This window comes from Pseudomonas sp. P1_F7 (genome assembly GCF_056405655.1).
Window position 1 is genome coordinate 57220 of sequence record NZ_JBFUBR010000011.1, and the last position, 26586, is coordinate 83805.

The following is a 26586-nucleotide window of genomic DNA, read 5'->3' on the forward strand; positions in this document are numbered from 1 at the left end:
CCTCGCTAGCGGGGTGAATTAAGGATTTGTTGGAGCACCTGGTTCAGCAGCAAGCCGGTGTCTCGTTCAGTGCTGACGCCGATGAACTGGCGCTTAGGCAAGGTGATTTCCCAGCTCTGCGCGCCGCTACTCTCGGTTTTCTCGTCGTCCAGGATGCGAATCAGCAACCCGGCCTTGGCGTAGTTCACATGTTCTTGAATCCAGGCCACGGATGGCCGGGACAGGGTTTTCTTGCCTTCCTGGCGAACCTTGAAGCCCAGCCGGCGCAAGCGCTTGGCTTGCTTTTCCGTGGCAGCCAGCCCGGCGGGAACGGTGTTCCAGCGCTTCATCTGAGCGGCGGTGCGGCGCTCGCTGACACCGTTGTGCTGCTGCGCCGCGACCCAACTGGTCAGAGCGTTCCGCCAGCCCAGCTCGGCTTCATCGGGACTCACGCGGGTGACCAACATCAGCTTGGCCAGCCCCGCTTCCATCTTCTTTTTGCCCTTACCTACACTTTTGCGCGCTTCGAACGGCGTGCCGTCGAGGTTCTGCTGATCGCGCACACGCTTGCGGCTCATCGTCCGCACACGCTTGGTGACGTTGTTCAGCAGGCGCCGGCGCAGCTGGGGCGGCAGGCTGAGCAACGCCAGCTGCTCGCGCACGCCCAGATAGCCCCGTGCATCGAGCTCGAATGTGCTACGACCGGCCAAGGCTCGATACCTCGCCGTGTTCTGCAATCCATAGGTCAAACGGGACAAATGCCCAGGTCTTACCGAACGCCTCGATTTCGCCAGTGGGATCCTCGGCCAGGTATTGCGGCTCGGTGAACTCCAGGGTGATGTCCACATCGGCCAAATCGTTGTCGAGCATGGTGATGTCGAACTTCGGCGCTGGCAGTTCGTCGCGGTCCTGGTCGTTTCCCTCAAGCCAACTACCCACCAACGCCATCAGGCGCCCGGGGTGATCAGCGAAGCGCTCCAGGGCGATCGTGGCGCTGTAACGCATATCCCCCATGTGCAGGCCGCCGAGGTCTGGTTTCCAGATCAACTCCAGGTTCACCTGGTCGGTCCAGCTGTCGAGCTGCTCCGGCAGCACCAGCTGGCGCTCGATCAGGTACGTGGTGAGGGCGCGTAGTTTGATCACAGGAGTGCCGCCGTAATGCGGCCACGGCCTTGCAGCGAGCGCACAGCGGCCTGGCTGAACGCGAGAAAGGTTTCCGATCGTTCCGGCAGTTCCTTGCCGGTGTTCTCGGCACTTTCGCGGCGGGTTACCGTGGCGAACTGGGTCAGCAGGCTGGCTTTGGCGCGGGTGTAGACGGCGCGCTTGTAGAGCATGACCTTGTAGGCGTAGCCCCATTCGGCAGGGGTAGCCACGCCAGCTACAGCCTCTAGGTTCGATACTCCAGAAACCTGCAGGATGGATTTCACGGTGGCCAGATCGGTGTTCACCTCGATCATGGCCGTGGTCAGCTCAGTGACCAGCATCTCTACCAGGTGTTCCGCCGGAAGGCGGTAACCCTTCTGGAACTCAGCCACAGAGAGATCGGGCCAAAAGCCGTCGTTCTCGATCGCCTGATCCACAAAGGTGGTGGGTTTACCTGAAAAGCTCATCGCTGGCCGCTCGAATAGGGCGGGGAAGCTGCGTCGACGGCATCACCAGGTCACAAGTGACTTGGATGACCTCAGCAGTTCCCCGCTGGGGGGGTAGTCGGTTATTGGGTTGCGGACTCGGCCAACTGCTTGGCCAAGGCCTTGCGGGCCCCGGCAAGTCGCGTGCCTACGCCGATGCCGTCGTACAACGCTTCGGCGCGTTCAAAGTGAGTGACGGCCAGAGCCCATTCCTTGCGATCCATCGCCAGAATTCCCAACTGCTTGTGGTAGCGAGCGGGGATCCGCTCGAACAGATTCCACTCACCGTCAACACGGTGCAGAAGGTTCGATACATAGGGCTCTGGGCTGCGACCGGCCTTGTATTCAGCTTCGGCCCACTCAATCACCTCATCCGCGACGAAGGTCGGGATGTCCCGGTTGAAGCGTTCAGGCAACACCTGGCCTTGGGACATGGCGAAGTCCGCCAGCTCCAGACCCTTTTCAAACTGGGTGGTGTCGAACAGCCAAACCAGGACGTACACCAGCACCGAGTTCGGGAAACTCAATCCGGAATCGCGGTACCGCTGCACGTATTCCTGGTACTTGGGCAACAGCTCATCACGCTTGAGCTGCTGTCGAAGTTCGCGGCTGTTGATCGCGCTGATGCGCTCCAGATCGACAGCCAGCGCGTCATCCATCAACTTCAAATGCTTCTGCGCATTGGCAGGGCTGGAGAGTGCAGCGGCAGGCGAATAGCCCACCGCTGCGGCACCGGCGACAGCCATCGCTGGACCTTGTGCAAGTACGCGCCGCTTGTGCGCCAGTGCCAGGCTCATCAGACCAGCTCCACGTTTTCAGTCATCGCGAATTTTTCCAGCTGCTCGATCACATAGCCTTCATTGCGGCTGTTGTAATCCTCGACGCGGGAGCGTTTCGGGTTGTCGATGGTCTGCTTGCGCCAGCTGGAGTCCTGAAAGTAGATCGACAGGTTGTCGAAGCTGGTAACCACCACACCGTTGACCGGGAAGAACGGCACGCTGAAGCTCGGCAGACCGCCATAGGTCGCGATGATCTGGGCATCTTCGATGCGATCTTTTTCGGTCGGAGCATCACCCTGCTTGGCGTACAGCTTGGCTTTGTCAGCGGCCATCAGGTCGCTGCCGATGATCGCGACCAGATCGCCACCGTCGCGCAGGCGCTCGTCGACCATCTGCTTGGTGTCGTGCACCAGGGCATCAAGGTTCGCGTAGTCGCCGCCCTCGCCCAGTGTGACTTTGCCGGCTGTCAAGCCTTGGGACATGACCTGCTGCGGGATCTGTTCGCGGGCAATCTGCAGCCAACCCTTGTTGACGTCCTGCAGCATCGGGTGGGCAACGATATCGGTCTGCGCAGCAGCGCTGGTACCGTGGAAGCCGACCATGATGCGATCCAGGGCGATTTGCTTGTGCACGGCCGCGGAATAGCGCTGATGGAAGTCCGGGAATTTGGCCCAGGCATCGATCTTGGCATATGGCAGGCTGACGTCGGATTCGGTCGAAAACAGCTCGTAGGTGCTGTCATCCAGCGCCGACGCATCCTTGGCTTCGCGGTCGGTGGTCTTGGTGTTGGTACGACCAGTCACAGGACCGGAAACGCCCAGGAACACCTTCTGCCCCTTGATCTCGCTCACGCCGATGACGTTGATGCGCTGCAGGAAGTCCGACTTGGCAGTGATCGCGTCGTTCAGTTCTTGAGCGATGGTCGGCTCAACGTTGAACATCTTGCTCGACAGCTCGACACCGTAGCTTTCAGCGATGGCCAGCTGCATCTGGGCGTACATTTTGGCGCCCAAAGTACTCAGGGATTGAGCCATATCAGAGCACCCGCGCTTTCTTTGGATCGGCGGCACCAGTGGTGCGCGGCAGATCACGGCCTTTCGGAGTGTTCACCAGCGTGTTGAACTGCTTTTGCAGCTCAGCCAGGCTTTTGAGAACGGCTTTGTTGGAGTTGCCTTGACGACTGAACTCACGCTCCTGCTCGGCAGTCGTCACGATATCGTCAACGGCGCTTTGCACGTCATCGATCGGCGCCTGGTCAGGCTCTGGGGCTTCTTCGGCGGCAGGCTCAATCACTGCCTGAATGCCGGCAGCGACAACAAGCAGTTGAGCCAGCAAGGCCTTCAAAGCCGTAGCTGTAGCTTCATCCATTGGGGGTTTGCTCTCGGTTGGGGTGTCGGTGGTGTCGGAGGATGCTGGCTGTTCGACGGCGAAGCGCTTGAACAGACTGGTGATCATCGTTGCCAGCTTGGTCAGTTCGCCTTGGGGCTTCTCTTCGTTCAGAGCGCCCAGCTCGACAGAGGCGGCGTAATAAGTGGCTTTGTTGGTGCGGTGCGAGAAGTACAGTTCTTGCGTGCCCAGGCTTGCTGGTTGATCGGTGACAGCCAGGCCGGTGAGATAGGCTTTGCCGGAGTTGGCGAAGTTCGGCCAGATTTCGATGCTGGAGAACAGCTTCTCGCCCTGATCATTGAGCCAAAGCAGTTTCTGATTCGGCTTGAGCTGGGCCTCCAGCGCAATCTGACCAGGCTCCAGATCGTCAGCTTCTTCTACGAGTCGCACGGCGAAGACGGTGCCGTGGGAACCGCTCCAGCGTTCGTGCTCGCACCAGATCACAGCGGTGTACTTGGACGGTGCATAGGTCTCGGCGATATCGCGCAGTTCCTGGGGAAGGATTTCTCGACCATCAACGGTCGGGCCGCTGGTGGCGACACGTTTCCAATACGAAACTAGGGAACGGGGCATGGGCGTTAACTGCGCTCAATCGGTGATTTGAGGCCCCACGATATGGACCGATTGCCCCTCTAACAAACGGTTGTCTTGCGCGCTTCTCCTACAATCATGATCTAGGTTATTCGCGGAAATTAACCCCGCGTTTCAAGCGATTTCGCCGCATAGACTGCGGCCCATGTACTACTCAACCGAAGTCAAAGAAGCCGCCAAACGCCTTTTCCTACGCCGCTGCAAAGCGAAGGAAATTCAGGCGCAACTCAACCTGCCCAACATTCGGATCGTCTATTACTGGATCCGTCAGGGCGGTTGGGAGGACATGCTTTCGGACGAGGAACCGCTGACGGCCGTCAGCCGGCGGATTACGCTGCTACTGGAAAAACAGGCCACGCTGACCAAGGGCGAACTGGACGAGCTGGACCGCCTGACCACCATCCGCGAGCGCCTGGCAAAGCAATGCGCGAAACCGACTCCAGTTGCGCCCAGCGAGCCGCAGGAAGACGGTGGCCATCGTCGTGACGATCAGCGCAGCAATCGCCGTGAGCGAGGCGACCGGGACGGCAAAGGCGGAAAGAAACGGGAAAAGAAGGTCAAGAATGACGTCAGCGATCTGACCGAGACAGACTTCCTCGACAAGTTCATCAGCAAAATGTACGGCTATCAGAAGGAGCTGTTTGCCGCCAAACAGAACCCACTGACGGCGCGGATCCGGAACATCCTGAAGAGTCGTCAAGTGGGTCTGACGTACTACTTTGCCGGCGAAGCGTTCATGGATGCAGTGCTGACCGGTGACAACCAGGTATTCCTGTCAGCCAGCCGCGCTCAGTCCGAGATTTTCCGCAGCTACATCATCTCGTTTGCCCAGGAATGGTTTGGTCTGGAGCTGACCGGCAACCCGATCGTGCTAAGCAAGGACGGCAAGCCATGGGCTGAACTGCGTTTCCTCAGCACCAACAGCAGCACCGCGCAGGGCCACCATGGCCATGTCTACGTCGACGAATACTTCTGGATTCAGAATTTCGAGAAGCTGAACACCGTGGCCAGCGCCATGGCGACTCACAAAAAGTGGCGCAAGACCTACTTTTCAACGCCTAGCGCGGTGTCACACCAGGCCTATCCGTTCTGGACCGGCGAAGGATTCCGCAACAGCAAGCGCAAGAAGGCGAAAGAGCCATGGCCTAGCGACCAACACATTGCCGCCGGTGCGCTTTGCCCCGATGGCCAGTGGCGCAAGATCATCACCATCCTCGACGCCATGGCCGGCGGCTGTGATCTGTTCGACCTCGAGCAGCTGCAGCTGGAGTATGACGAGGACAAGTTTGAACAGCTGTTCATGTGCAAATTCATCGACAGCACACAGAGCGCGTTTTCGCTGGCAGATCTGGAGCGCTGCTACTCGGATTTGTCGCTGTGGACCGACTACGACCCGGAAGACGATCGGCCATTTGGCAACAGCCCGGTCTGGATCGGGTACGACCCCAGCCGCACCCGCGACGACGCAACCTGCGTGGTCATCGCCCCGCCGCTGGAGACTGGCGGCAAATTCCGGATCTTGGAGAAGTACAGCTGGCGTGGTCAGTCGTTCAAGTACCAGGCGGAACAGGTCAAACGGCTCACCGAGCGCTTCAACGTGCAGCACATCGGCATTGACACCACGGGCATCGGCTACGGCGTGTTCGACCTGGTGCGCGACTTCTACCCGCGCACGACCGCGATCCACTACAGCCTCGAAACCAAGAACACCTTGGTGCTTAAGGCACAGGACACCATCCAGCAAAGCCGCATCGAGTGGGACGCCGGCTGGAGCGATATCGCCCAGGCCTTCCTGACCATCAAGCGCGGCACCACTGGCAGCGGTCAAGTCACCTACAGCGCATCACGCACTGACGCCACCGGTCACGCAGACGTCGCCTGGTCGATCATGCACGCACTGGCCAATGAACCCCTTAACACCAACAAGTCGCGGCGCAGCCGCTACTCACTCACCGGATCCGGAACCCATGGAACGACGCAAAACAGAACAGCCCAAACCACCGGCGCCAGGGCCAACGCGCATGTTTTCGTTCGGTGCACCCGAGCCGGTCCTGTCGGAGAATATCGCGCAGTACCTCGGCGTGTTCGTCAGTCACGACGGGCGCATCTACACACCACCGGTATCGCGCCAAGGCCTGGCCAAGCTGCTCAAGGCAAACGCTCACCACGGCGCGATCCCGGGGTTCAAGCGCAACCTGTTGCTGCGTGAATTCATCCCATCGCTGGGCCTATCCACCGCCACCATGAGCCGTGCGGCACTCGACTTCATGGTGTTCGGGGAAACGTACCTGTATCGCAAACCCAATGCATTCGGCCAGATCATCGAGATGGAGCACCTGCCAGCCATCAACATGCGGGTGAAGATCGGCGGAGGATTTCTGCAGCTGCTGCCCGACGGCAAGGAGGTGGAGTTCGACCAGGACGAGATCGAACACGTCTTCAACTACGACGTAGAACAGAACATCTATGGCGTCCCGGACTACCTGGGCGGCCTGCAGGCGCTGTTGCTCAACGAAGCCGCCACCCTGTTCCGCCGGCGCTACTACAGTAACGGCGCACACGCGGGCTACATCTTCTACACCAATGACCCGAACCTGAGTGACGACGACGAAGCCGAACTGAAGGCCCAGATCACAGCCAGCAAGGGCGTGGGCAACTTTCGATCAATGTTCGTCAACATCCCAGGCGGCGCCGAAAAGGCGATCCAGATCATTCCCGTTGGCGACTTCCAGGCCAAAGATGAGCTGGAGAAGGTGAAGAACATCACCCGCAACGATGTCATCGCCGCCTGGCGAATGAACCCGGCACTGGCTGGGATCATCCCGGAAAACAGCGCCGGCTTTGGCGACATTGAGAAGATTGATCGGGTGTACACGAGCAACGAAATTAGGCCGATCTGTCAACTTTTCGAGCAGGTGAACGACACCCTACGGCAGGACAGGCGAATTGCCTGGAAAGACATGCCAGAAACAGTTGATAACACTACATATGGTGTATAGATGAGGGATTAACACTACAAAACGTGGCAATATGGTGGCTATTCATCTGACCCTGGGGAGGGACATATGCGCATCTACTGCACCAGCTGTGAACACAAAGGCCGAATCAGTTCTCGGGAAGAAGTGTCCAGCATGTTCGTAAAACTCTACTGCCAATGCCTGGACGCAAAGTGCGGACACACATGGGTAGCACATCTCACTTTTTCACACACGCTTAGCCCGTCGGCGCAGACATTCGACAGGATGCTGTTCGATCGGTTGAAGGACATGCCCAGGGCGAAACAGCGAGAGTTGTTTGATCAGTTGGGATCGCAGGCAGTGGCGTGATGCGCAAATCGCCGACCCAACGGTGTCGGCGATCGATTACGTGAAACGACTATCAGCTTCCGATCGGCTCTTCCGGATTGGTTGTCAGGATCTCTGACATACGACGGAGATGAACTTGTTCTTTTTCATTCAGCATGCGGTACAGCCGAATGAGGCGACGTTCTATTTTGGTCAGATTTATCCATTCAAACTCGGTGGTTCCGACATTGCCAAGGTCGTTTTTCTTGCGATCCAACATGCTTACTGCTCCATAAAGTGCATTGCTGAACCGACGTTGACGGGGCTGGATCTGGCTTTAGTACAGGGGGGCGACGAATGTCGTACACGCTTTGTTACAAGTTAATTCCGTTGTCGTGCAGCATCGTCGGCCATTGCTTTAAGGAATCGACGGATCGCTTCTTGGTCCCCTGGAGCGATGCTTCTGTATTGCTTAACCAGCAGGTCTTCAATGTCGCTGAGAGCATCCACCGCCAACGTTGTGCGCAAGCCATTGAGGATGTAAGGGATGTCAAAACCGAACTGGCTCGCGACTTTGCTCAGGTAAGACGCAGTCGCATCACTCGTTCCAGCTTCGTAATTGGCTTGGGTCCGTTTGGCTATTCCAAGCGATTCTGCAATCTCGTTCTGCGTCAAAGCGCAACGCTTACGTTCTTCCTGCAGTCGGGAGCCTATCTCTTCGGAAAGGTGCAAAATTATTCATCTCTTATATTTACAAATGCATCTAAGTGCATCATTCTGCATCTCACACCACATGAAAATGCACGGAACTGCACTATGCCCAACTCAAGCATCACCGAGCAAGCCCGACAACAAGCACGTGAAACCTTGGATAAGCGCGGTCAATCCGCAAAGGACTTTGCTGTACAGCACAATCTGAATCCCAGCACCGTTTACGCGGTGCTGAGTGGCCAGAGCCGTTGTCGCCGTGGGGAGGCACATCGCGCCGCCGTTCTGCTAGGCATCAAAGACGGCGTGATCGAACAGTAATGGCACTGAGCCACAGGGAGTAGCAGAAGATGAAGAGCACCGTTCTAAAAACTCGGCGACAGGTAGTCAGTGCAATTATTTGCGCCTATCCCGGCGGACGCGAATGCGCCGCAGCTCGCATCGGATTGGCGCTGAAKAAGTTCGATAACCACGCCTATGAAAACAACAACAGCCGCCCGCTGACAGACGACCAGATCCACCAGATCGAGCTCGAGGCCGGGACGACCCATTTGCCTGAGTACATTGCAGCCCTGTACGGCGGCATGTTCGTTCCCGTAGCCGAGCCTGACACGCTGGACAACGTCGAGATGTACGCCCGGTGTGTCCACGCCGCAGCTAAAAAAGGAACTGTTGACCACCTCATTGCCGAGGCATTGAAAGACGGGACCATCAACGAGTCTGAGGCTGAAGCGATCCTTCATGCCGACACCCTACATTTGGCTGCCAGGCACGCCGAAGTCCTCGCGCTCATTCAACTGCATGCCTCGAAGTCGGTGAACTCAAAATGACCAACCTCCCTGCAGTTCAGGAATACCAGGACACACTCAAAGCCTCCGCGTTGTTGTTCCTGGAGCGACACCAATGCGAACACCTGGGCGACGATCAGCAATTGTTCGACCGTGCAGTGCAGTACCTCATCACCGATTTTGACGTTCTGACGACAACCGCTGAAAAGGTCGTCCACTTGGCCTGCAGCGATATGTCAGCGGTACGCGATCGGCAGCGACTGGACATCGTCAGCAGCACATCGACACACACCGTCATCACTGACCCCGCCACAGGTAAAGCCTGGGCCGTTCCGGTCAGCCTGATCTATGAACGCATTCTCAACGCGCCGGACAACGGTCGTTTCCGCGTAGCCGCACCGTAACACCCACCCACTAAATCGCCTGTCCCACCCCCGTGGGTTTGGGTGAGCTGCGCCCGAAATTGAGGTTTGACGATGGAGAACGCCATGAACATCAACGCAAAACTGACACCAGGTCAGGCCCAAGCGCTCTTGGCCAACCTGCGCGAGCAATACCGTCTCAGCCTCAATGACCTTTGGTACGCAGACCAATATCGATTGATTCCTGACGGCCTACGTCACGGATCCATTCTCGCCAATAGCCCTGTGATGGCCGCTCAAAAACACCTGATCGGCGCCCTCACACAGAGCCTCGGCCTCAGCCTCAAAGCAGTGAAATAACCATGAGAGACGATCTGCGTCATGACGTTCTGCAGCGCCTTGAATCCGACTACGGCCTGAAACACCGTACCGGTACCGAGTACATGCGCGGTGGCGAATGCCCTCAGTGCCACAAGCGCGAGCTCTACTCTCGCCACGACAAGCCATGGCTAGTGATCTGCGGCCGATCGGAGAAGTGCGGCCACACCATGCACGTCAAAGAGATCTATGACGACCTGTTCGAAGATTGGAGCAAGCGTGCGCCGGCAACTGACAGCGCGCCAACGGCTACAGCCCGGGCTTACCTAGAGTTCGGCCGCGGCTTCGACATCGGCTTGATCGCTGGCTGGTACACACAGGAAACGTTCTACTCAGCCCAGCACAACGCCGGCAGTGCGACTGTGCGATTCGCCCTGGAGAAAGGCGGCTACTGGGAACGACTGATCGATAAGCCGGCCCGCTTCGGCAAGATGAAAGCGCGCTTCGCACCAGGTGATAGCTATCGCGGCGTGTGGTGGTGCCCGCCATGCGTCGACGTGCTCGAGGCGAAGGAAATCTGGATCGTAGAAGGCATCTTCGATGCCATCGCCCTGGTGCACCACAACATCGCCGCAGTGTCGGCAATGTCCTCTAACGCTTTCCCGGCCGAATCCCTACAGGCGCTTGTGGAAGCTCGCCCAGGCAATCTGCCTAAGCTGGTATGGGCTCTGGATAACGAACCTGGTGCACACGCTTACACGAAGCGCTGGGTTCGCATGGCCCGTGAATTGGGCTTCACATGTGAAGCCGCGCAGATTCCCCAGCGAGACGGCCGCAAGGTCGACTGGAACGATTTACACCAGCGCTGGCAGTTCCTGGACGAAGGCGAGAAGCGTGACGCCCAGCACGACAAGGACATCACCATCGCTCGTCATCATGGAGCCCTGCTGATCGCAGAGAGCGCCACCGAGAAGGCGCTGGTGATGTTCGACTGGAAGCGCCGCAGCGAATTCCACCTGGAGTTCGGCAACCGCCTGTATTGGTTCAAGCTCGATCTGGAGAAGTACAACAAGGCGATCCAAGAGCTCGAGGACAGCGATCACCACGACGACCAGCAGCTGAACAACAAGCAGATGCGTGCCAAGGCCATGCAGCAGTGCGGCGCGCTGCAACGCATTGCTACCTGCAATCCCAAGGCCCTGTACTACCAAGAGAACAAGCTGACCGACGAGTCCTGGTACTACTTCCGGATCACGTTCGCCCACGATGCGGCGCCGATCAAGAACACTTTCACCAGCTCGCAGATCGCCTCGTCTGCAGAGTTCAAGAAGCGCCTGCTCGGCATCGCCCCGGGTGGGATGTTCACCGGCACCACCCAGCAGCTGGACGCCTTCATTGAGGAACAAACCGACGCATTGAAGACCGTGCAGACCATCGACTTCACCGGCTACACCCGTGAGCACGGGGCGTATGTCTATGGCGACGTGGCGGTGCGCGACGGCAAGGTGTTCAAGTTGAACGAAGAAGACTTCTTCGACATGGACCGGCTGAGCATCAAGACCCTTAGCCAATCGGTCACCCTGAACCTGAATACCGACCTGCAGAAGTTCGATACCGAGTGGCTGGACATCATCTGGGAATGCTTCGGCGCAAAAGGCTTGGTCGCGCTCGCCTTCTGGTTCGGTTCACTGTTCGCCGAACAGATCCGCCAGCACCAGAAAAGCTACCCCTTCATGGAAATCATCGGTGAACCAGGTGCCGGCAAGTCCACGCTGATCGAATTCCTGTGGAAGCTATGCGGGCGTATTGACTACGAGGGGTTCGACCCAACCAAAGGCACCCCTGTTGCTCGAGCACGTAACTTCGCCCAGGTCGGCAATCTGCCGGTGGTCCTGATCGAGTCGGAGCGGGAAAAGACCGATGGCAGCCAGACCAAGCAATACGACTGGGACGAACTGAAAACTGCCTACAACGGCCGAAGCGTCCGCTCGACCGGTGTGAAGAACAACGGCAACGACACCCGCGAGCCTCCCTTCCGTGGTGCGGTGGTCATTGGCCAGAACCACGCGGTGAATGCGTCAGAACCCATTCTGCAGCGCCTGGTGCATATCGCCATGACCAAGGATGGACAGACAGCGCAAACCAAATTGCTGGTGGAGAAACTCGAGCGTATGCCAGTCGACCGCGTCAGCGGCTTTCTGGTCAAGTCCACCATGATGGAAAGTCTGGTGATGGAAACCATTCGTGAAAAGGGGCCCAAGTACGAACAGCAGCTGCTGGCCCTACCCGAGATCCGCACCGTTCGGATCGCCAAAAATCACGCCCAACTGCACGCCCTGGTCGACGCCCTGGTGCACGTTGTTCCGCTGAAAAAACACCAGGTGGAGGCGGCTCACTCCGAGATTCAGAGCATGGCCAAGGATCGGCAACTGGCGATCAATGCTGACCACCCGATCGTCGTCGAGTTCTGGGAGCTGTACGAATACCTGAACAGCGCCGCCGACGGACTCAACCATTCCCGCAATGACGGCCTGATCGCGGTGAACCTCAACGACTTCGCCAAAGAAGCCGCAGAGAAACGTCAGAAAGTCCCGGACCTGACCGAACTCAAGCGCCACCTGAAAACAAGCAAGTGCCCCAAGTTCGTTGAGACCAACAGGAACGTCTGCTCGGCATGGGATACCGATGCCGCCGACAAACCGAAAACCGTGCGGTGCTGGATTTTCCAGGCTGCCTGATTGCCACCGACAGAGGAAACATCCATGCGTATCGAAGTCATCACCGGCCCAGTGGCCTCCGGCAAAACCACAAAACTACGCGCTATTCAAACAAAGCTGGAAAAGAAAGGGCTTTCTCCAACAGTGCTTTGCGGTACGCCGTACCGCCGCAGCACCGATTTGTTACGGGTGATCGCTCAACAGATTGACCGAGGAATTCGAACAGCCTTGATCGACGACTGCAGCAGCGCACAAATCGACGCTTTCCGTGACTGGAAGCGGGCTACAGATGAAATCGGAACATTTGAGGACGTAGTCATTCACCTGGTTAAACGGGCCTGAGCCCACCAGCCCTCGAGAGGAAGAGAAGATGCAAGTTCAAGTGTTTATGGGCAACGCCGGCGACGGAAAGACCAGCAAGCTGCAGGAGATCCAAGAACAGTTGGTCGAGGCAGGGCAAGTGGCCCCGATCATTCAGGCGGGCGCGTATGCCGAAGAGGGCCTGCTACAGATTTTAGAGGTTCGAGCAGCAGGTGGCCAACGCGAGATCCTGGTGGATGACTGCAGTCGGTTGCAGATTCTGAAGGTTTTGGAATGGCAGTCATTGACTGAAGACGACCCGAGTTTTGGTGACCTGGTCATTCACCTGGTTCGCCAGAACTAATCGGTTGATAGAAGCGATGTCGAGGAGTTGGCCCTCCCCGACATCAACCACCACTGAGGGCAACACCATGCAAGCACAGCACCAAAGCAGCAGCGATCCGAAGGCTATCACATCAACCGTTGAAGGCGCACAAGCGGCGCGCCATCTGATGGCTGTCCGGATCGTCGGAACAGCTTTGTTCGATTACCAGGTGCGGAAAACATCCGACGCGCGGATCCGCCTCGAGTCCCTAACCACCATGGCCCAGCTGCTCGGTGATCTCACCTCAACCGAGGCGGCTGTTGTGGCCAAACTGCTGGCCAAGCCCACTACATTTGGAGCATCCCTATGACTAGCCACGCCACAACCAGGCGCTTTTGGACTACTCACGAAGTCGCACTGCTTGAACGCATTTATCCAGATCTCGCCACCGTCGACGTCGCGGCTCGCCTCGATCGGCCCCTGAGTGCTGTACATGGCAAAGCAAAGGCTCTTGGGGTGAAAAAAAATGAGGTGTTTTGGGCTAGCCCACTCTCAGGCCGATTTGATGGTGTGCAAGGTCAAGCCACGCGGTTTCAGAAGCGAAAGAGGGGTTAAGGCGTGAGTAAGTTGGATCGTTTCATGCGGGAAAGGGATGTCCTCGAGGTCACATCCCTTTCCAGAACTACCCTCTGGCGCGTTATCAAACAGGGGAAGTTTCCAAGGGCGGTGGCCATCTCCCCAGGGCGAGTCGGTTGGCGTGAATCCTCGATCGCAAACTGGCAACAAGATCCGCAGAAATGGACATCGTCCGACCCAATCGAAGCCGCGTAAGCGGCTTCACTCATTTCAGCTCGGCGTTGACGACATGCCTATGTAGCCACACAGACCATCGCAGCAAGCCTTCCTGTTTCTCCTTGAAGTAATCGTGGCGATCGTAATGCTTAGACGAGACATCGCTGAATGCATGCCCCTGAATTCGATCGCGCACCTCCTTACTCAACCCAGCAACGCCCATCAGGGTTTTGCAGGTTCGCCGTATGTCACGCAGAGTAAACGGGCCATTGAATTTGTCGGTATGTCGGCCATACAGCTTGGTGACAGCCCGGGATAACGACTGCGTGTGCAGCGCCTTACCTGCCACCTTGCCTTCGAACGGGTAGATGCTGGTTTCGCAGATCTCGTCCATGACCTTCAAGCTGCGGCGCATCAGCGTGTTGTATGGCACGGCATGGAGCGACCGCTCCCCCTCCCTTCCCTTCTTGTTCCGAATGACCAGGTGGTCTTTGAAGTAGTGCCGACGCTCACTCGCTAGCAGCTGCTCCGGGCGCTGTCCTCCTGAGGCAATCAGAAACTTAAGCAATTCAGATGTAACCAGCGTCAGGTGTTCTGGCAGCATTTGCCAGAGCCTGGCCAACTCGTCGGTGGAAAGTGCCCTATCACCAGGGCGCTCCCAGTCTGCCTGAACCGGCACGCTGGCCACCGGGTTGCTGTTCAGGCCGAACTTCAACGCTGTCTTCTGGTAGCTGCGGGGGTTGAACTCTTGCTCAAGTCCAACCTGGAACGCTGCATGCAGCTGTGATCGGACCCTATTGCAGTACGTGGTGACACCGGCATTGATCATCTTGGCAAGGATGTCGCGGATCTCACCAGGCCCGATCAAGGCAGCAGGACGTGAGGCCAAATTGGGGAACGGGTCAGCCACGTAATGCTTTAGTGACCACTTCACATCCGGCGCCGATGCAGCACCTTCAGCCTCGAGCTTGTTCGTGTAAGCATCCAGCAAGTTCTGAAAGGTGCCGGCGGCAATCACCACCTCTTTCTCCACTCGGCAAAGATCTCGTGCCCCTGCCAGGCTCATCGCTGGCCAAGTGCCGAGTTTGGTTTTGATCTTCTTCCCATCCAGTCGACGCTGGAAATAGAACTCTTTGGTTCCGGTCGGGCGAACCCGCAGCATCAAGACGCCTTCGCCTCTAGCGCTGCGTCCATCTGAAACCGTGTATTCCCGCTCTTCAGGCTTCATTGCCCTGATCTGTTTATCCGTAAGCATTTGGGGGCCGTATCTGGGGGCCGTTTGGCCGAAATATGGGGGGGTGCGGTGGTACAGCATGAAACTGACCACGTCGCACAAAGCCTTGTTCCTGCTGGCTTGGACGCATGGAAGCATACCTTACGCGTCACCCTGATACTCCACCCACCATAGATTCCCAAGCTGATAACGAGGGTTCGATTCCCTTCACCCGCTCCAATCTAATACTCCCACATGCCTACGCATGCAGCGGAACCTCGTAATACCGGCCCTTGCGCCGAAATCTTAGTCCCTGAACGCCTCCATTTATCCCCCCTCAGTCTTGTATGTTGTGTATGGCTGTCTGTATGGTTTCCTGAAAGCCTAACTTTGCCATACACAAATTCATGAAAAGAGCAGACATCAAACGCCGACCACTTGCCGATACCGTCCTCGCTTCGCTGGACCCAGAAGCTAAGGAGTATCGAGAGCCATATGGAATAGACCGGCTGTACTTCGTTGTGAAACCCAACGGACGTAAGCGTTGGGAGGTACGTTACAAAAAACCGGACGGCAGGTGGGGTTGGCACGGCTTGGGGAGCTACCCCGACGTTACGGCCAAACGCGCACGAGAAAAAGCATTAGCAGCACAGCAGCTAGTCTCTGATGGGCTCGACCCGGTTAAGCACAAAGCAGCGCAAAAATTGGCAGCTAAAGAAGCTACTCTCAACCCCTTCAAGGAGTCTGTCGCCTATTGGTTTCAGCGAAAAGTCGACGATGGACTTGCTGATAGCACACTCCGACTAATGCGCGGATATCTGGACAATGACATCCTGCCCGCTCTTGGCGATAAGCCTATTCGGGAGATATCTCCTAAAGATTGCGTTGCACTACAGGAAAAAATTGAGGCCAGAGGGGCAACCAATACCCGGGACAAAATTCGTGTCTCGTTACGCCAGATTTTCAGCCAAGCCATAGCTCGTGGGCTGTGCGAGGTTAATCCTGCAGCAGAGCTGGTCACAATCGCTACCAAAACGCCCAAAGCAAAGCACTACCCACACCTACTGGAGCCTGAATTGCCCGTATTTTTGCAGGCGCTCCGGAATAGCACTAGTCGCACACCCGCTCGAACTGCAACGTGGCTTTGCCTCTGGACAGCATCTAGACCTGGCATGGTTCGTTGGAGCGAGTGGTCAGAAATTAATTTCGACGCAGCAGAATGGATCATTCCTGCGAAGAAGATGAAGACGAGGCGAGACCACGTCGTACCTTTAAGCCAACAAGCGCTCAAAGGTATCCTAGAGCTCCAAAGGCTAACAGGTCGAGGGCGCTATCTATTCCCTGGCATCGGCTCCAAGAACCCTGTCATCAGTGAGAACACCATCAATCTGACTCTACGTAAAATCGGCTACAAAGATCGCCTTGTAGGTCATGGTACGCGCCACACAGCTAGCACCCTGCTGCGGGAGCACGGCTGGGAAAGAGATCATGTTGAAACACAGTTAGCACATAAAGAGATGGGAGTAGCGGGTGTCTACAACCAAGCGGCTTATCTCCCCCAACGTCGAGCAATGATGCAGTGGTATGCCGACTACTTGGACTGCCTAGCCAATGGCATGACGCCCGCGCAACGCGCTGAGTTTGACGAACTCGTGAACGTAATCCGCTAGCCACAAGATGGAGCACCATAATATGCCAATCATGGAATTCCACGCGCCTTATGAAACTGCCTTTCTGCCCTGTGAGATCACTGCATACATGCTGTTTCCTAAGAATGCCCTCCAAAGAGGCGCATACCTAGCGAAACAAATGGCCGAGTACACGCTCAAACAAGCGCAGGAAGAAGAATGTGATTTCATATCAGCCGAAGTTCTCCAAAACTTGGCCGAAAGCAATGCTGTTTGCGCCCCCAATATAACAGAGCACATTGTAAAACAAGCATGTGTCGCCGCCGAAATCTTCCTCAACCTAGTAAAACTCAATTCCAGCGGCGAAGACGCCAGCGTCAACAAGGCCATTCACTTGGGAGGAAAATATTTCAAGGAAGCCCTGAGCTTAACAGCTGGAAAAATCTCTTCTTCAGAAAGCTCAATACGGCGCGCTTGGTCGGCCTATATGCCCGCTGCTCATTTATGGGCGGCTTACACGATTATTAGCGAGTCAACTGAGAACAACTCAGAGTCATACCTTCAACAGCTGAGCCTAGCTCACCAGCTAGTTAAACTGGCACCAAAATTTTCCAGCAAAAACGCTAAAGAGCCGCTGTTCTCCTCAGATGAGCTTTGGATAATCCCTGACTTTGTCGAGCTTCCAGAATGCAGCCTCATGTGCCATGGCCTCAGCGAAGGCGAGCAGGAACACCTCCGCAGCTACGTAGCGCCATCCTTGAGTAAATACGATCACTGAATTTCACACCCCCTGACAGTAGTGTGGAATCGAATCCAGATGCATAACGTAACGAGCGTCAACACTCGGGAGACGCTCAAATGCATCTGGATACAAACAAAGCACTGATTCGCCAAACCAACCTCTGCGCGCAACTCGACCTGTCCCGATCCGGCCTGGATAAGCTGCGAAAAAAGGACGAAAGCTTTCCAAAACCCATCAAGGACGGAAACAACAGGCAAGCCGCTACCTACTACGTTGTAGCTGAAATTGAGGCTTGGATTGTAAACCGCATCGCCCAACGCGACGCAGCGCAATAATGAGCGCCAACTATGAAGAAGAGCTGCCGCGAGCTTCAAGCCTCGCGGCCCGACTCGAAGCACTCTCAGTTAAAGCCCGGGCTAAGGCAGTAACTACAAAACACTCTGAAGCCCCAAAAAATGCGCCAACAAATGCCCCCCGAGCAACATGCTCTGAAGAGTTCCGTGAAGTGCCAAACATAGCACTACGCTCTGCATTATTTAGCGCCATCGGAAAGGGCACGCGACGTTATTTGGAGCGAGAAATGATATACACTCAGAAAAACACCTCGATCATTTATACCGGAATACAATTGGATCAGGGAGATCTCGACGTTTGGGAAACCATTCTACATATCGCGAGAACTCAGCCCCTTGGCCAAGACTGCTGTATTAGTACATACAAACTGCTTCAGCTTCTAGGAAACTCTGACACAGGAGCGAATCGCAAAGTACTTAAGCGTCGTCTAAGTCGCTTAAGTGCCGGCGCTCTTGATGTAAAGATTGGATACCGCACTTATTATGAAGGAAGTTTAATCAATGAAATTATACGCGACGAAAACAATGGACGATCTATAATCCGCCTAAACCCTTGCCTCAGCAAAATGTTTGAGTCCGACCAATTTACACGCATTCACTGGCAAGTGAGGCAATCTCTCAAAGGGAAATTTCTTGCACAATGGCTACACGGATATTACTCAAGCCATGCCGCTCCCTATCCAGTCCGAATCCAAACTCTTCACCTGCTCTCGGGCAGTAATTCGGCTCACCAATCGAAATTTCGACAACAGCTAAGCAAGGCGCTAAGCAAATTGCGCGAGGTTTGCAATGCTCATGGACAACCATTCAATTATCATCTTGAGGATGGTCTGGTGCGGATCGAAAAAACTCCAAGCAACGCGCAATCTCGCCACATAGCCAAGCGAAAATCGGGGAAATTTGCTAGCACAAATGCTAGATGACTACCGTCGCAACGGGTAGGAATACCGTCGCAACAGGTATCTCATCACGTCATGACGGGTAAGAGATACCGTTATATCAGGTAGGATTTACCGTTATAGCAGGTAGTCCTTCAGCCGACTCAGCGCTCCATAACCCAGATGCGCTGGGCATCTCAGAAAAAGCGAACACCTATCTAATCATTCTTAATCAATTATTAATCGTTGATTCTGATGCTGAGAAGATCTCTTCAAGGCGGAGAAAATTTGTTGTGGTGTACATTCAACGTTAACCCATGAGGCTTTGGTGGCTCTCCCATTTTTTCGCATAGCACCCACAGCACACAAAAAGCCCGCCAATGGTTGTAACGAGTGGCGTCACTGAGGTGGCGGGTAGCACGCCAATAGCGGATGACATGGCCGGCACCGACCTGAGCCAGCGAATTGGCCCCTTCTGCAGCGCAAAACGCGGCCAGAGCGAGCATGCGGGCACGCTGCTGACGACGGTTGTCCTTGCCGCCCTTGCGCACATAGCCGCGGCTGAGGTTTTCGACTTCTTCGAGTAGTTTCATCCCCGACCTCCTATGTACTCCGCGACCACATCAATCCGGCCATGACCCAGTTCCGCGCTGATCTGCTCCCGGGCCAATCGATCCTGGAGCTTGTCAACGATGCCACCGGCAATCACCGGCGCAGGATGGCCGGTGAGCTGCTGGTAGCGCTCACAGGCATAGGCCGCGCGCAGATCGTGATAGCCAGTAATGCCGACTCGCTGCAGAGGTCCTCGGCCCTGGCGTAGGGTGTTTTCCCGAAACTGTTTCCAGTTCTGCTCGACGGGAATCAACGAGCGACCTTCCCCCTGCAAGGTGGCCGCGTTCGCCAGGACACTCAGCTGCTGCTCCTGGAGCACGGGAACCGTTCGTGGTCGTCCGCCCTTGGTGCCGTCGACAATCGTCACCATGCCGCGCTCACGAGCGTCCTGCAGCGCCTTATGGGCATTCAACAACGCTGCTTCTTTGCTGCGCAGACCCAGTTCTCGCGCCAAATCGGCCACAGCAGCCGCTCGCAGCTGATCATCACCACGCAGTTGCTCAAGACCGCGCTCGAGCACGGTTCGATCCACCCCTAACGGCGGGGTGTCGCGCACCGCACAGCGCTGGGCAATGCCGCAGGTCTTGGTCGGACTGACACTCGACCAGTCGCACACCAAGTGCATGACCGTATTGATCGCACTCACCAGGTTCTGCGCATAAGCGGGCGATAACTCCCCGCGTTGGACTTGTGTCGCGAGTTGCTGACCGTAGATCTGCACCAATTCCGGACTGATGCGCTCCAGTCGGCCGATGCCTTGGGCGCGGGCGGCATCAGCAAAGAGGGCAAAGCGCTCAGTCAGGGTCGCCACACTGGAAAACGACAGCTCGCCGCGCAGGGCGGCTCTGTCGAGGGCAATACGGGCCGCCGAGGCCATGTTGCGGCTGCCTAACCCATAGTTACGGGACATGGCGGGGTCCTCCTGGAATAGAAAGGGATCGAGCCGTGGCGCGTTGGCCGTGGCTCGGGTGGTTGTCTGCTCGGGACCACGGGATTCGGTAAGTTTTATTCGCACTCGATACGTTCGAGGCAACCGTGAGCAGGGGCAGCTTTGGGGCGGGCGCTGCACTTCTTCCCGTACTTTCCTGAGAACCTTGATTCGACATTCTTCGAGTGCTGGTCCAGCTAGAGAAACCCACAGGTACTGGGCTCCCTCTCGATCCGCGACTGCCGTCAGGACGGGTTTTTTAGATGTTGTTGCGATTTTTCCAGCACTTTCACGCATAGCGTGAAAGGCTGTAGCCCGCGTCTGGCGCGGGTTGGGTGGGGGCTGGCACCACCCGTCTCTGTGCGGGCACAGAGACGGGTGTAAAGCAGGACGAGTCCGACAGACGCGCGGGCGATGACATGCCGCTGACGAGATGAAGAGGTGACGACACGCGTCTCTTCAGATTCAGCCTGCTTTGCAGCGTTGGGAAATTGCGTTCCGGTCTGCCGAAAGACCAGGTGCCGGGAGGCACATGAGGATGGAAACCCACCACGAAAAAAGGCGCAACTCGGCCGTGGAGGGATCGTTTAGATTTTTTATCCGCGATAACGGCTGCGGGTTTTCAAGGTTTGGCGCCGATTCGAGACGGCTACATTTCGTTGGGTGACGCGATTCGAATAGGTTGGGTGACGCTGGTTTGGGTACGGCTTTTTTTAATGCTTTTGAAGCCACAGGGGCTTAGGTTTTAGGCTGTTTATTTAGAGGGCTCAGCAACCCTTGCATAGGGGAATCGCTGATTCCGCTACGTGCCTTGGCAGCATAGCCAATGGCGTCGGCAGCGTCTAGAGCAACGGTTTTAGGTGTTAACTCAGTTAATTGCATCTGGATGCAGTACCGGTTGGCCCACGTCAGATCACTAAGTGGTTGCCCTGGAAGACTGTGACAAACAGGCGCTCAACGCTGGAAGAGGCTGAGCGGTGGGCAAATCCACATACTCAAGGCGAGAGGATTCACCGACCTTCAAGGCCCATGACTGAACTGGATACGTCGTTCTGGCGTAACGCCATGACCTTGGTTAGCAGTTGCTCAATCTCTATTGGTGATTCAGCCTGCGCGTTGATACCTGGCGCTGTCAGATACACTTTGCGGCCAGGACACTTTTGTATCCATGCCTCCAGAGGTGCTCTAACAACGGACTCAACCAGCTGCGACAACCAGATCGAGAACTCCCCTATGAGGTTTCCCTGACTCACTCGTGGTAGCACTGGAGTGTTATTGGCTCTCAGCTGTTGAAGGACCGTACACAGTTCTGCCTGACGGTTGGCAGTCGACCAACCCCTTTCACCGGGGGCTGGTACAAAAGTGAGAATAACTTCAGAAAGATCAGGCATGGCCACCTTTGAGTATCAAGTCGAGCGGTCGAAAAAAATCATTACTCAGGGAATGGTAAGCCAAAGCAAGAGGTCTTGTTTTTGTTTGGCAACAAAAGCCGTCGGAGCCGGAAGAAAGCACGTAGCGGATTACCGAATTGAAAGCGCAGTATCAGCAACTGCAGGACAATTGCGACGATGAAGTCCTCTTGTGCACAAGCCTGCTGCGGGCCCTGGTCAACGCTGATATGGCTACTGTGAGGCACTGGTGAATCACGCCGATTGTTCGGCTGAGCGCAAGGTCGATGCGCTGCAGTACATCGCCGATGCACGCGTCGGGTAACGAACAGAAGCCTCAGCAGCTCTGTTGGATAAAGATTCTCCGGAGAACACTTACCGGCTGCGTCCAACGGACAGAAGTGAACCACTTTCATACAGTCGAATACTGATCGGTATTAACGTCACGACTGAGCCAGTGCCTACACTGAGCACTCACTCAATAAGGAGCGGCATCGATGGCGATTGAAGACACGAAATTTTTGCAAATGGTGAGAACCCAGGCCCAAGCTCAAGAGCTGCTGGATGAAGGTTGGCAGTTGCTGGGTTTGTTCGACCGCCGCGACGGTAACGACCAGTACGCCGAGTACCATTTGGGCAAGGCCGCTGAGCCGAACAGTTCGGGCGGAATGTTTCTGCCCGCGCGGATGCGCGACTGAGTTACGAATAACGGGGCATTTAAGCCCACCTGGAGGGGTTTTACGCGCTTCAGTCCCTGCCCTTTCTGCCCAGAGGCCTGCTTTTGAATGTCCGTGCCCTACTTACCGCTGGAAGCCTGGAACAAACATTGGAAAGTCGACGGCTCGCGGGTGCGCTGTCGACTGTGTAACCACGTCCAGGATCTAACGCAGGCCGGCGCTTTTACCCATGCGCCGTACTGCAAAGCTCGCACCGTCGAACCCCAATACCCCAGTCGTGAGCTGGCCACGGTGCTGCAAGAGAAAATTCGCCTGGGTTTGTTTTGATGCGCTCCGGCATTCAGGAGGAGGCGCTGCGCGCCCTATTCCAGGCGCACCTGCATTGACGATAAGGGTACTAGTCAGTGATTAAAAAGTTTGTTTTTAGGTTTTTAATTGTGTTGCAGGTTTTAAAATGTTGCCTATAGTTGCCTTAGACCACTTTTGTGGCCACTAACCCCAACCTTTGGTGACGTATGCTACCTTATCCCCGTGATCCAGAATTCCCTGCCGCTTTGAAAGCCCGTCGTGAGTTGCGTGGCCTGAGCCGCGCTGCGCTAGCACGCGCAGCCGGCATCCATGAGGTCATGCCTCGTCGTTATGAAGAACCCGACTGTGGTGAGTTCGCCCGTCCACGTCCCGACAGCACCTGGCTTGCGCTTAACCGGGCACTGGGTTTTGAAATCCCCACCGACATCGATACCAAGATTGCTCAGCTCGAGTCGGTCTACGCCAATGGGCTCTTTGACAGCGGTCCTCTGGACTCCAACAATCAATGGGATGACCCACAAGTGGACGCTCAGCCGGAAACCAGCGCCGAACTGCTCTTGAAGGATGCGTCCCTGGAAGACATCGTAAAACTGCTCCACAGCCGCAATATCGAGCCGACGTTTCGTCACCTGATCTAGGTTTTGATCGTGGTTTGAGAGGCCGATCGGCCTCTTTTTTTTCCTGCAGCAAGAGGTCAGGTCATGCGTCAAGGTATTCAGGAGGAGATGCTTCGCGCCCTGCTCGAGGGCGGCGCGGTGCGTAAGGTGCTGGTCATTCGAAGCGTTTCACCGTGAAACGTTTGGGAATGTTCTCGGGGTAACGCCGCACAACGCGACTCACCAGCGGCCATCTACCCGTCGAGTTTCCCCCTGAGCATGGGAAACGTTTCACCGTGAAACACTCATGCGTTTTCACCGGCTCGCCCTCTAGGCCAGTCTGACCGTGCTGGGCCGCTTTGCCGAAGCCCAGGGCATCAAGAGCTTTGTCGTCGGGCTATGACCTAGCGCTCAAGTACGCATAGCTAATGGAGACAAATTTTGGCCAATAAGTGGGGAATCCCAAAGGATGTTGAGGTCGCGGTCTTAGCGAGAGATACCCAATGTATCTACTGCGGCGTTGAGTTTGGCTCTAACCGAGCCTCGTCTAAGTCATGGGAACACATCATCAATGATATCAATATCGCCACAATCGAAAACATTGCCCTGTGCTGTGTGGGCTGCAATGCCTCTAAAGGGGCAAAACTGCTGAGAGACTGGCTTGAGTCTCCCAATGCCAAACGCCGTGGGATCACTCCTTCGACGCTCTCACCACTAGTACTTCAAGCGCTTACAAGGGATCATGCCCCCTCCTAAGGGGAAGGTTGGCAGTTCGAACCTGCCCTGGGACACCATATATTTCCAGGCTTCCAGTGGGTTTTCAGTTTTAGGGTTGTGTGCCATGGGTGCATCGTGAGTGCATTCAGACACAACTACCGCAACTGGAAGTCATAAAATGGCAGCCAGATCAGCGAGTTCTTTCCTTGGGATGTTTTTTAATCCGAAGAGATCCACCAGTCGTTTGCCTGTACTAGACACAATCGCCTCAGACGGAAGTACGAGGTTGATTTCATATACAAAACCTCCCCGTCCGTGTTCTTTGCTGAAACTGATGAGTAGCTGTCGCTGGTACAGGTAAAGAGCCTGCTGTGCCGCGTCCATGGAGTCTGCATTAACGGTCCCGCCTTCCGCCCATAGCTTATCTCTGACTTTAAATTCATCCATTTGGCTGACTAGGCTCATCAGGCAGAACTGCCTGTACGTCAGCGCCTCTGCGATGCTCAAGAGGTAGTTCGCTTCCGCACGTTGCACGTATGGGGCAAAAACCAGGTTTGTGTAGAAGTTCGCAAGGTATGGGAGCTTCAGTTCCTCGTGCTCCTGCTTGGCGTTCAAAAGCACTCCCTCGAAAAGCTCTTCTGCTGCAGATGGTGACTCGCCATCCCCATCAAAAAAGTCGTCGTCCCTTTTTTGCTCCCAGTGGAGTCGTTCGCGGATTCCGTCGATGGCTAGGGCTGCAACACCGGCTACACGCTGTTCTTCGCGCGGTGAAAGGTATCTTTGGGCTAAGTCGTCTAGGACGACCACGCAAGCCTCCCCAACCGCTGCGCCGATGGCCGCCCCCGCTACTGTTCCGGCCGGCCCAGCCAGCGATCCAACGGCCCCACCGACTGCTGCCCCACCAATTTTGCTGCCGTGGTTCAAAAGCGTTAGATAGTTCTTCACTGTGGCCTCTAATTGCTGATCTGATTCAGTCAGATATCTGGTCTCGGATGCGTAGGACTGTAGTTGTTGAACAGCTCGCGTGCCGTGCGGTTGCGCGAATACCTAGGCCGGCGCCGAGCAGTTCCGTCACGCGCTTGTGCAGATCGGCGTCAACGGGGCGGCCCTGATACTTACCTGCGGCCTTTGCCTTCTCGATGCCCTGCGCCTGGCGCTCGCGGCGCTGCTCATAATCCTTGCGGGCAATGGCTGCCATCATTTCCACCAGCATCGAGTTGATAGCCCCTAGCATTCGCCCAGTGAACTCGTCGCCCTTGCTATCCAGCATTCCTTGGTGACTGGTCGGTAGATCGAGCGCAACGATGCGCAAGCCCTTTGAGTCGATAGCAGCCTTGAGTTTCTGCCAGTCCTCCACAGGAAGGCGCGATAGTCGGTCTATCGACTCCACCAGCAGTACGTCTCCCTTGCGCGCATCCTTGAGCAGGCGCAGCAGCTCAGGCCGATCCGCTGAGGCGCCGCTAGCGTTCTCCAGGTACACGCTCGCGATGACCTTGTTGTGTTCGGTAGCGAACTGCTCGAGCGATGCTCGTGCGCGGCCGGCGTCCTGCTCTTCGGTCGATGCTCGGAGGTATGCGCGGATGAACATGATGTGCTTCCGTATCAGTTAAGGTGCTCTACTAATACTGTTGCACTTTGAGTGTTACTTATCAAGCGGGAGGGGCGAATTAGCCTGAGTTTGCGCGTATCAGCTCAGGCATACCCCTAAGCAACAGCAAGCTCAGGGAGTCTCAGCTCATATGCATTCGCCTCTCTCATGTTCGATCCCCCGCTTCTAGCAAACATGGGGTCTTGAGCTAACATCAGAACCACTCAGTTGCAGCCGGTTGATGATCGTATTTCACTTAAAGAGGATGTGTGATGAAAGGGAATATAAGCCTGACCGATTTTATAAAAGAGGTGAAAGCCGAACTGATACAATCAATCGATAACGACAACCCGTTTTTTGAAATGGGCGAGGTCGAGTTGGAGGTGTCTTTTAGTTTGGACGCCGGCGCTAAGGCTGGGGCAAAGCTACTAGTGGTTGATATTGGTGGGTCTACAAAGGCAACGCAGACTCATAAGGTGACGATAAAACTACACCCCTTCGTGTATGTTGACGTTGACGAAGAAAAGAACCCAAAAGCAACGACGGGCAAGGTTAAGCCAACCACCCTTAGAGGGACACCGACAAATAGCTTCACTGTTTCATTACCAAGGGGAACGGTCGTCAAAGAAGCGCCTAAAGCAAGAGTCAGCCCTGTCGCTTCGAAAGGCCCAGCTAAGGGTACACCCAACAAAAACACTCACAAAGGTCCGAAGTAGTGATGCTCGAGGCGAGATGGCGGTAGCGCTCATGTCGCCGAGCATTGGCGTTGGAGCTTGGGCGCGGCTCCTTATTAGGTGGTTTACTGCTGATCCTCTGCTACGACGCCCAGGGAAACACTGGCAGAGCCCACCACATCTCACGGTAACAGAGAGAGACCGCGATGCACTTGCTTGGGCCTGCGGTCAGGTGCTACGCAACGATGAGTACTTGCCCCTAGCGTTCCTACCAAAAACTTCGTATCCAGGCTGCTGGCCAACCGATTTTATAGTTGCGCAAGCGA

At 56.0% G+C, this 26586-nt stretch carries 32 protein-coding genes; 20 read left to right on the plus strand and 12 right to left on the minus strand.

All coding sequences use genetic code 11. From position 1 onward, the window contains the following. Positions 1 to 5: 5 nt before the first annotated feature. The 6 genes from AC1D1M_RS17380 to AC1D1M_RS17405 all read right to left on the minus strand — a co-directional run bounded on the left by AC1D1M_RS17380 (position 6) and on the right by AC1D1M_RS17405 (position 4345). A complete protein-coding gene (locus AC1D1M_RS17380) occupies positions 6 to 689 on the minus strand; it encodes a phage virion morphogenesis protein (protein WP_477776605.1) in 684 nt (227 codons plus the stop codon). After that, entirely contained in the window at positions 676 to 1122 is a 447-nt protein-coding gene (locus tag AC1D1M_RS17385) for a phage tail protein (RefSeq protein ID WP_477776606.1), read from the minus strand. The genes AC1D1M_RS17380 and AC1D1M_RS17385 overlap by 14 nt, the downstream gene beginning before the upstream one ends. Then, positions 1119 to 1589: a head completion/stabilization protein gene (locus AC1D1M_RS17390; RefSeq protein WP_477776607.1), complete on the minus strand. Its 471-nt coding sequence runs from the start codon at positions 1587 to 1589 to the stop codon at positions 1119 to 1121. Before AC1D1M_RS17390 ends, AC1D1M_RS17385 begins: the two co-directional genes overlap by 4 nt. 101 nt (positions 1590 to 1690) lie before the next feature. Next, the gene (gpM, locus tag AC1D1M_RS17395; RefSeq protein ID WP_477776608.1) at positions 1691 to 2404 is read right to left on the minus strand and encodes a phage terminase small subunit; all 714 of its coding nucleotides are present in this window, start codon (positions 2402 to 2404) and stop codon (positions 1691 to 1693) included. Further along, positions 2404 to 3420 (minus strand): phage major capsid protein, P2 family, encoded by a 1017-nt coding sequence (locus AC1D1M_RS17400; protein ID WP_477776609.1) that lies wholly within the window; start codon positions 3418 to 3420, stop codon positions 2404 to 2406. Before AC1D1M_RS17400 ends, gpM begins: the two co-directional genes overlap by 1 nt. Before the next feature lies 1 nt (position 3421). Continuing rightward, positions 3422 to 4345: a GPO family capsid scaffolding protein gene (locus AC1D1M_RS17405; RefSeq protein WP_477776610.1), complete on the minus strand. Its 924-nt coding sequence runs from the start codon at positions 4343 to 4345 to the stop codon at positions 3422 to 3424. A 163-nt stretch (positions 4346 to 4508) separates the two neighbouring features. On the opposite strand from AC1D1M_RS17405, the gene AC1D1M_RS17410 reads away from it, so the two are divergent. The 3 genes from AC1D1M_RS17410 (at position 4509) to AC1D1M_RS17420 (ending at position 7689) form a co-directional block, all read left to right on the plus strand. Next, a complete protein-coding gene (locus tag AC1D1M_RS17410; protein WP_477776611.1) occupies positions 4509 to 6572 on the plus strand; it encodes a terminase large subunit domain-containing protein in 2064 nt (687 codons plus the stop codon). Next, positions 6499 to 7362, plus strand: a complete 864-nt coding sequence (locus tag AC1D1M_RS17415; protein ID WP_477776691.1) for a phage portal protein — start codon at positions 6499 to 6501, stop codon at positions 7360 to 7362. Before AC1D1M_RS17410 ends, AC1D1M_RS17415 begins: the two co-directional genes overlap by 74 nt. A gap of 66 nt (positions 7363 to 7428) precedes the next feature. Beyond that, positions 7429 to 7689 (plus strand): ogr/Delta-like zinc finger family protein, encoded by a 261-nt coding sequence (locus tag AC1D1M_RS17420; protein WP_477776612.1) that lies wholly within the window; start codon positions 7429 to 7431, stop codon positions 7687 to 7689. Between the two features lie 52 nt (positions 7690 to 7741). Here the strand turns inward: AC1D1M_RS17420 and AC1D1M_RS17425 are convergent, their stop codons facing one another. Continuing rightward, positions 7742 to 7927: a hypothetical protein gene (locus tag AC1D1M_RS17425; protein ID WP_477776613.1), complete on the minus strand. Its 186-nt coding sequence runs from the start codon at positions 7925 to 7927 to the stop codon at positions 7742 to 7744. 536 nt (positions 7928 to 8463) lie between these two features. Here AC1D1M_RS17425 and AC1D1M_RS17430 point away from each other — a divergent pair. From AC1D1M_RS17430 to AC1D1M_RS17470, 9 genes are all read left to right on the plus strand, one after another. Beyond that, entirely contained in the window at positions 8464 to 8676 is a 213-nt protein-coding gene (locus AC1D1M_RS17430; RefSeq protein ID WP_477776692.1) for a DNA-binding protein, read from the plus strand. A 29-nt stretch (positions 8677 to 8705) separates the two neighbouring features. Next, the gene (locus tag AC1D1M_RS17435) at positions 8706 to 9185 is read left to right on the plus strand and encodes a YmfL family putative regulatory protein (RefSeq protein ID WP_477776614.1); all 480 of its coding nucleotides are present in this window, start codon (positions 8706 to 8708) and stop codon (positions 9183 to 9185) included. Further along, a complete protein-coding gene (locus tag AC1D1M_RS17440; RefSeq protein WP_477776615.1) occupies positions 9182 to 9547 on the plus strand; it encodes a hypothetical protein in 366 nt (121 codons plus the stop codon). Before AC1D1M_RS17435 ends, AC1D1M_RS17440 begins: the two co-directional genes overlap by 4 nt. Before the next feature lie 72 nt (positions 9548 to 9619). After that, the gene (locus tag AC1D1M_RS17445; RefSeq protein WP_150642028.1) at positions 9620 to 9865 is read left to right on the plus strand and encodes a hypothetical protein; all 246 of its coding nucleotides are present in this window, start codon (positions 9620 to 9622) and stop codon (positions 9863 to 9865) included. Positions 9866 to 9867: 2 nt separating this feature from the next. Further along, positions 9868 to 12561, plus strand: coding sequence for a toprim domain-containing protein (locus AC1D1M_RS17450; RefSeq protein WP_477776616.1), 2694 nt, complete (start codon positions 9868 to 9870; stop codon positions 12559 to 12561). 24 nt (positions 12562 to 12585) lie between these two features. After that, the gene (locus tag AC1D1M_RS17455; protein WP_477776617.1) at positions 12586 to 12882 is read left to right on the plus strand and encodes a hypothetical protein; all 297 of its coding nucleotides are present in this window, start codon (positions 12586 to 12588) and stop codon (positions 12880 to 12882) included. A 28-nt stretch (positions 12883 to 12910) separates the two neighbouring features. Further along, a complete protein-coding gene (locus tag AC1D1M_RS17460; RefSeq protein ID WP_477776618.1) occupies positions 12911 to 13204 on the plus strand; it encodes a hypothetical protein in 294 nt (97 codons plus the stop codon). A 67-nt stretch (positions 13205 to 13271) separates the two neighbouring features. Then, a complete protein-coding gene (locus AC1D1M_RS17465; RefSeq protein ID WP_477776619.1) occupies positions 13272 to 13535 on the plus strand; it encodes a hypothetical protein in 264 nt (87 codons plus the stop codon). Positions 13536 to 13804: 269 nt separating this feature from the next. Further along, complete coding sequence (locus AC1D1M_RS17470; RefSeq protein WP_477776693.1) at positions 13805 to 13996, plus strand: helix-turn-helix transcriptional regulator; 192 nt, start codon at positions 13805 to 13807, stop codon at positions 13994 to 13996. A gap of 10 nt (positions 13997 to 14006) precedes the next feature. On the opposite strand, the gene AC1D1M_RS17475 is transcribed toward AC1D1M_RS17470, so the two are convergent. After that, a complete protein-coding gene (locus AC1D1M_RS17475; protein WP_477776694.1) occupies positions 14007 to 15272 on the minus strand; it encodes a tyrosine-type recombinase/integrase in 1266 nt (421 codons plus the stop codon). Between the two features lie 305 nt (positions 15273 to 15577). Between AC1D1M_RS17475 and AC1D1M_RS17480 the strand changes: the two genes are divergently transcribed. The 4 genes from AC1D1M_RS17480 to trfA all read left to right on the plus strand — a co-directional run bounded on the left by AC1D1M_RS17480 (position 15578) and on the right by trfA (position 18816). Then, positions 15578 to 16840, plus strand: a complete 1263-nt coding sequence (locus AC1D1M_RS17480) for a tyrosine-type recombinase/integrase (RefSeq protein ID WP_477776620.1) — start codon at positions 15578 to 15580, stop codon at positions 16838 to 16840. A gap of 22 nt (positions 16841 to 16862) precedes the next feature. After that, positions 16863 to 17576 carry a hypothetical protein gene (locus tag AC1D1M_RS17485; RefSeq protein WP_477776621.1) on the plus strand — a complete coding sequence of 238 codons (714 nt, stop codon included), beginning with the start codon at positions 16863 to 16865 and terminating at the stop codon, positions 17574 to 17576. A gap of 80 nt (positions 17577 to 17656) precedes the next feature. Continuing rightward, on the plus strand, positions 17657 to 17875 hold the full coding sequence (locus AC1D1M_RS17490; RefSeq protein WP_477776622.1) for a helix-turn-helix transcriptional regulator: 219 nt from the start codon (positions 17657 to 17659) through the stop codon (positions 17873 to 17875). Next, positions 17875 to 18816 (plus strand): plasmid replication initiator TrfA, encoded by a 942-nt coding sequence (gene trfA / locus AC1D1M_RS17495; RefSeq protein WP_477776623.1) that lies wholly within the window; start codon positions 17875 to 17877, stop codon positions 18814 to 18816. The genes AC1D1M_RS17490 and trfA overlap by 1 nt, the downstream gene beginning before the upstream one ends. A gap of 227 nt (positions 18817 to 19043) precedes the next feature. Here the strand turns inward: trfA and AC1D1M_RS17500 are convergent, their stop codons facing one another. After that, on the minus strand, positions 19044 to 19364 hold the full coding sequence (locus AC1D1M_RS17500) for a hypothetical protein (RefSeq protein WP_477776624.1): 321 nt from the start codon (positions 19362 to 19364) through the stop codon (positions 19044 to 19046). Further along, positions 19361 to 20293 carry an integrase domain-containing protein gene (locus AC1D1M_RS17505; RefSeq protein WP_477776625.1) on the minus strand — a complete coding sequence of 311 codons (933 nt, stop codon included), beginning with the start codon at positions 20291 to 20293 and terminating at the stop codon, positions 19361 to 19363. The genes AC1D1M_RS17500 and AC1D1M_RS17505 overlap by 4 nt, the downstream gene beginning before the upstream one ends. A 1903-nt stretch (positions 20294 to 22196) precedes the next feature. On the opposite strand from AC1D1M_RS17505, the gene AC1D1M_RS17510 reads away from it, so the two are divergent. The 3 genes from AC1D1M_RS17510 to AC1D1M_RS17520 all read left to right on the plus strand — a co-directional run bounded on the left by AC1D1M_RS17510 (position 22197) and on the right by AC1D1M_RS17520 (position 23323). Next, a complete protein-coding gene (locus AC1D1M_RS17510) occupies positions 22197 to 22397 on the plus strand; it encodes a hypothetical protein (RefSeq protein WP_477776626.1) in 201 nt (66 codons plus the stop codon). Positions 22398 to 22484: 87 nt separating this feature from the next. Beyond that, entirely contained in the window at positions 22485 to 22703 is a 219-nt protein-coding gene (locus tag AC1D1M_RS17515; protein WP_477776627.1) for a hypothetical protein, read from the plus strand. A 188-nt stretch (positions 22704 to 22891) separates the two neighbouring features. After that, positions 22892 to 23323, plus strand: coding sequence for a hypothetical protein (locus AC1D1M_RS17520; protein ID WP_477776628.1), 432 nt, complete (start codon positions 22892 to 22894; stop codon positions 23321 to 23323). Between the two features lie 846 nt (positions 23324 to 24169). On the opposite strand, the gene AC1D1M_RS17525 is transcribed toward AC1D1M_RS17520, so the two are convergent. Together AC1D1M_RS17525 and AC1D1M_RS17530 are read right to left on the minus strand one after the other, a co-directional pair. Further along, positions 24170 to 24976 carry a DUF6861 domain-containing protein gene (locus tag AC1D1M_RS17525; RefSeq protein ID WP_477776695.1) on the minus strand — a complete coding sequence of 269 codons (807 nt, stop codon included), beginning with the start codon at positions 24974 to 24976 and terminating at the stop codon, positions 24170 to 24172. Further along, positions 24969 to 25586: a recombinase family protein gene (locus AC1D1M_RS17530; protein WP_477776629.1), complete on the minus strand. Its 618-nt coding sequence runs from the start codon at positions 25584 to 25586 to the stop codon at positions 24969 to 24971. Before AC1D1M_RS17530 ends, AC1D1M_RS17525 begins: the two co-directional genes overlap by 8 nt. A gap of 272 nt (positions 25587 to 25858) precedes the next feature. Between AC1D1M_RS17530 and AC1D1M_RS17535 the strand changes: the two genes are divergently transcribed. Further along, entirely contained in the window at positions 25859 to 26302 is a 444-nt protein-coding gene (locus AC1D1M_RS17535) for a trypco2 family protein (protein WP_477776630.1), read from the plus strand. Positions 26303 to 26586 lie beyond the last annotated feature (284 nt).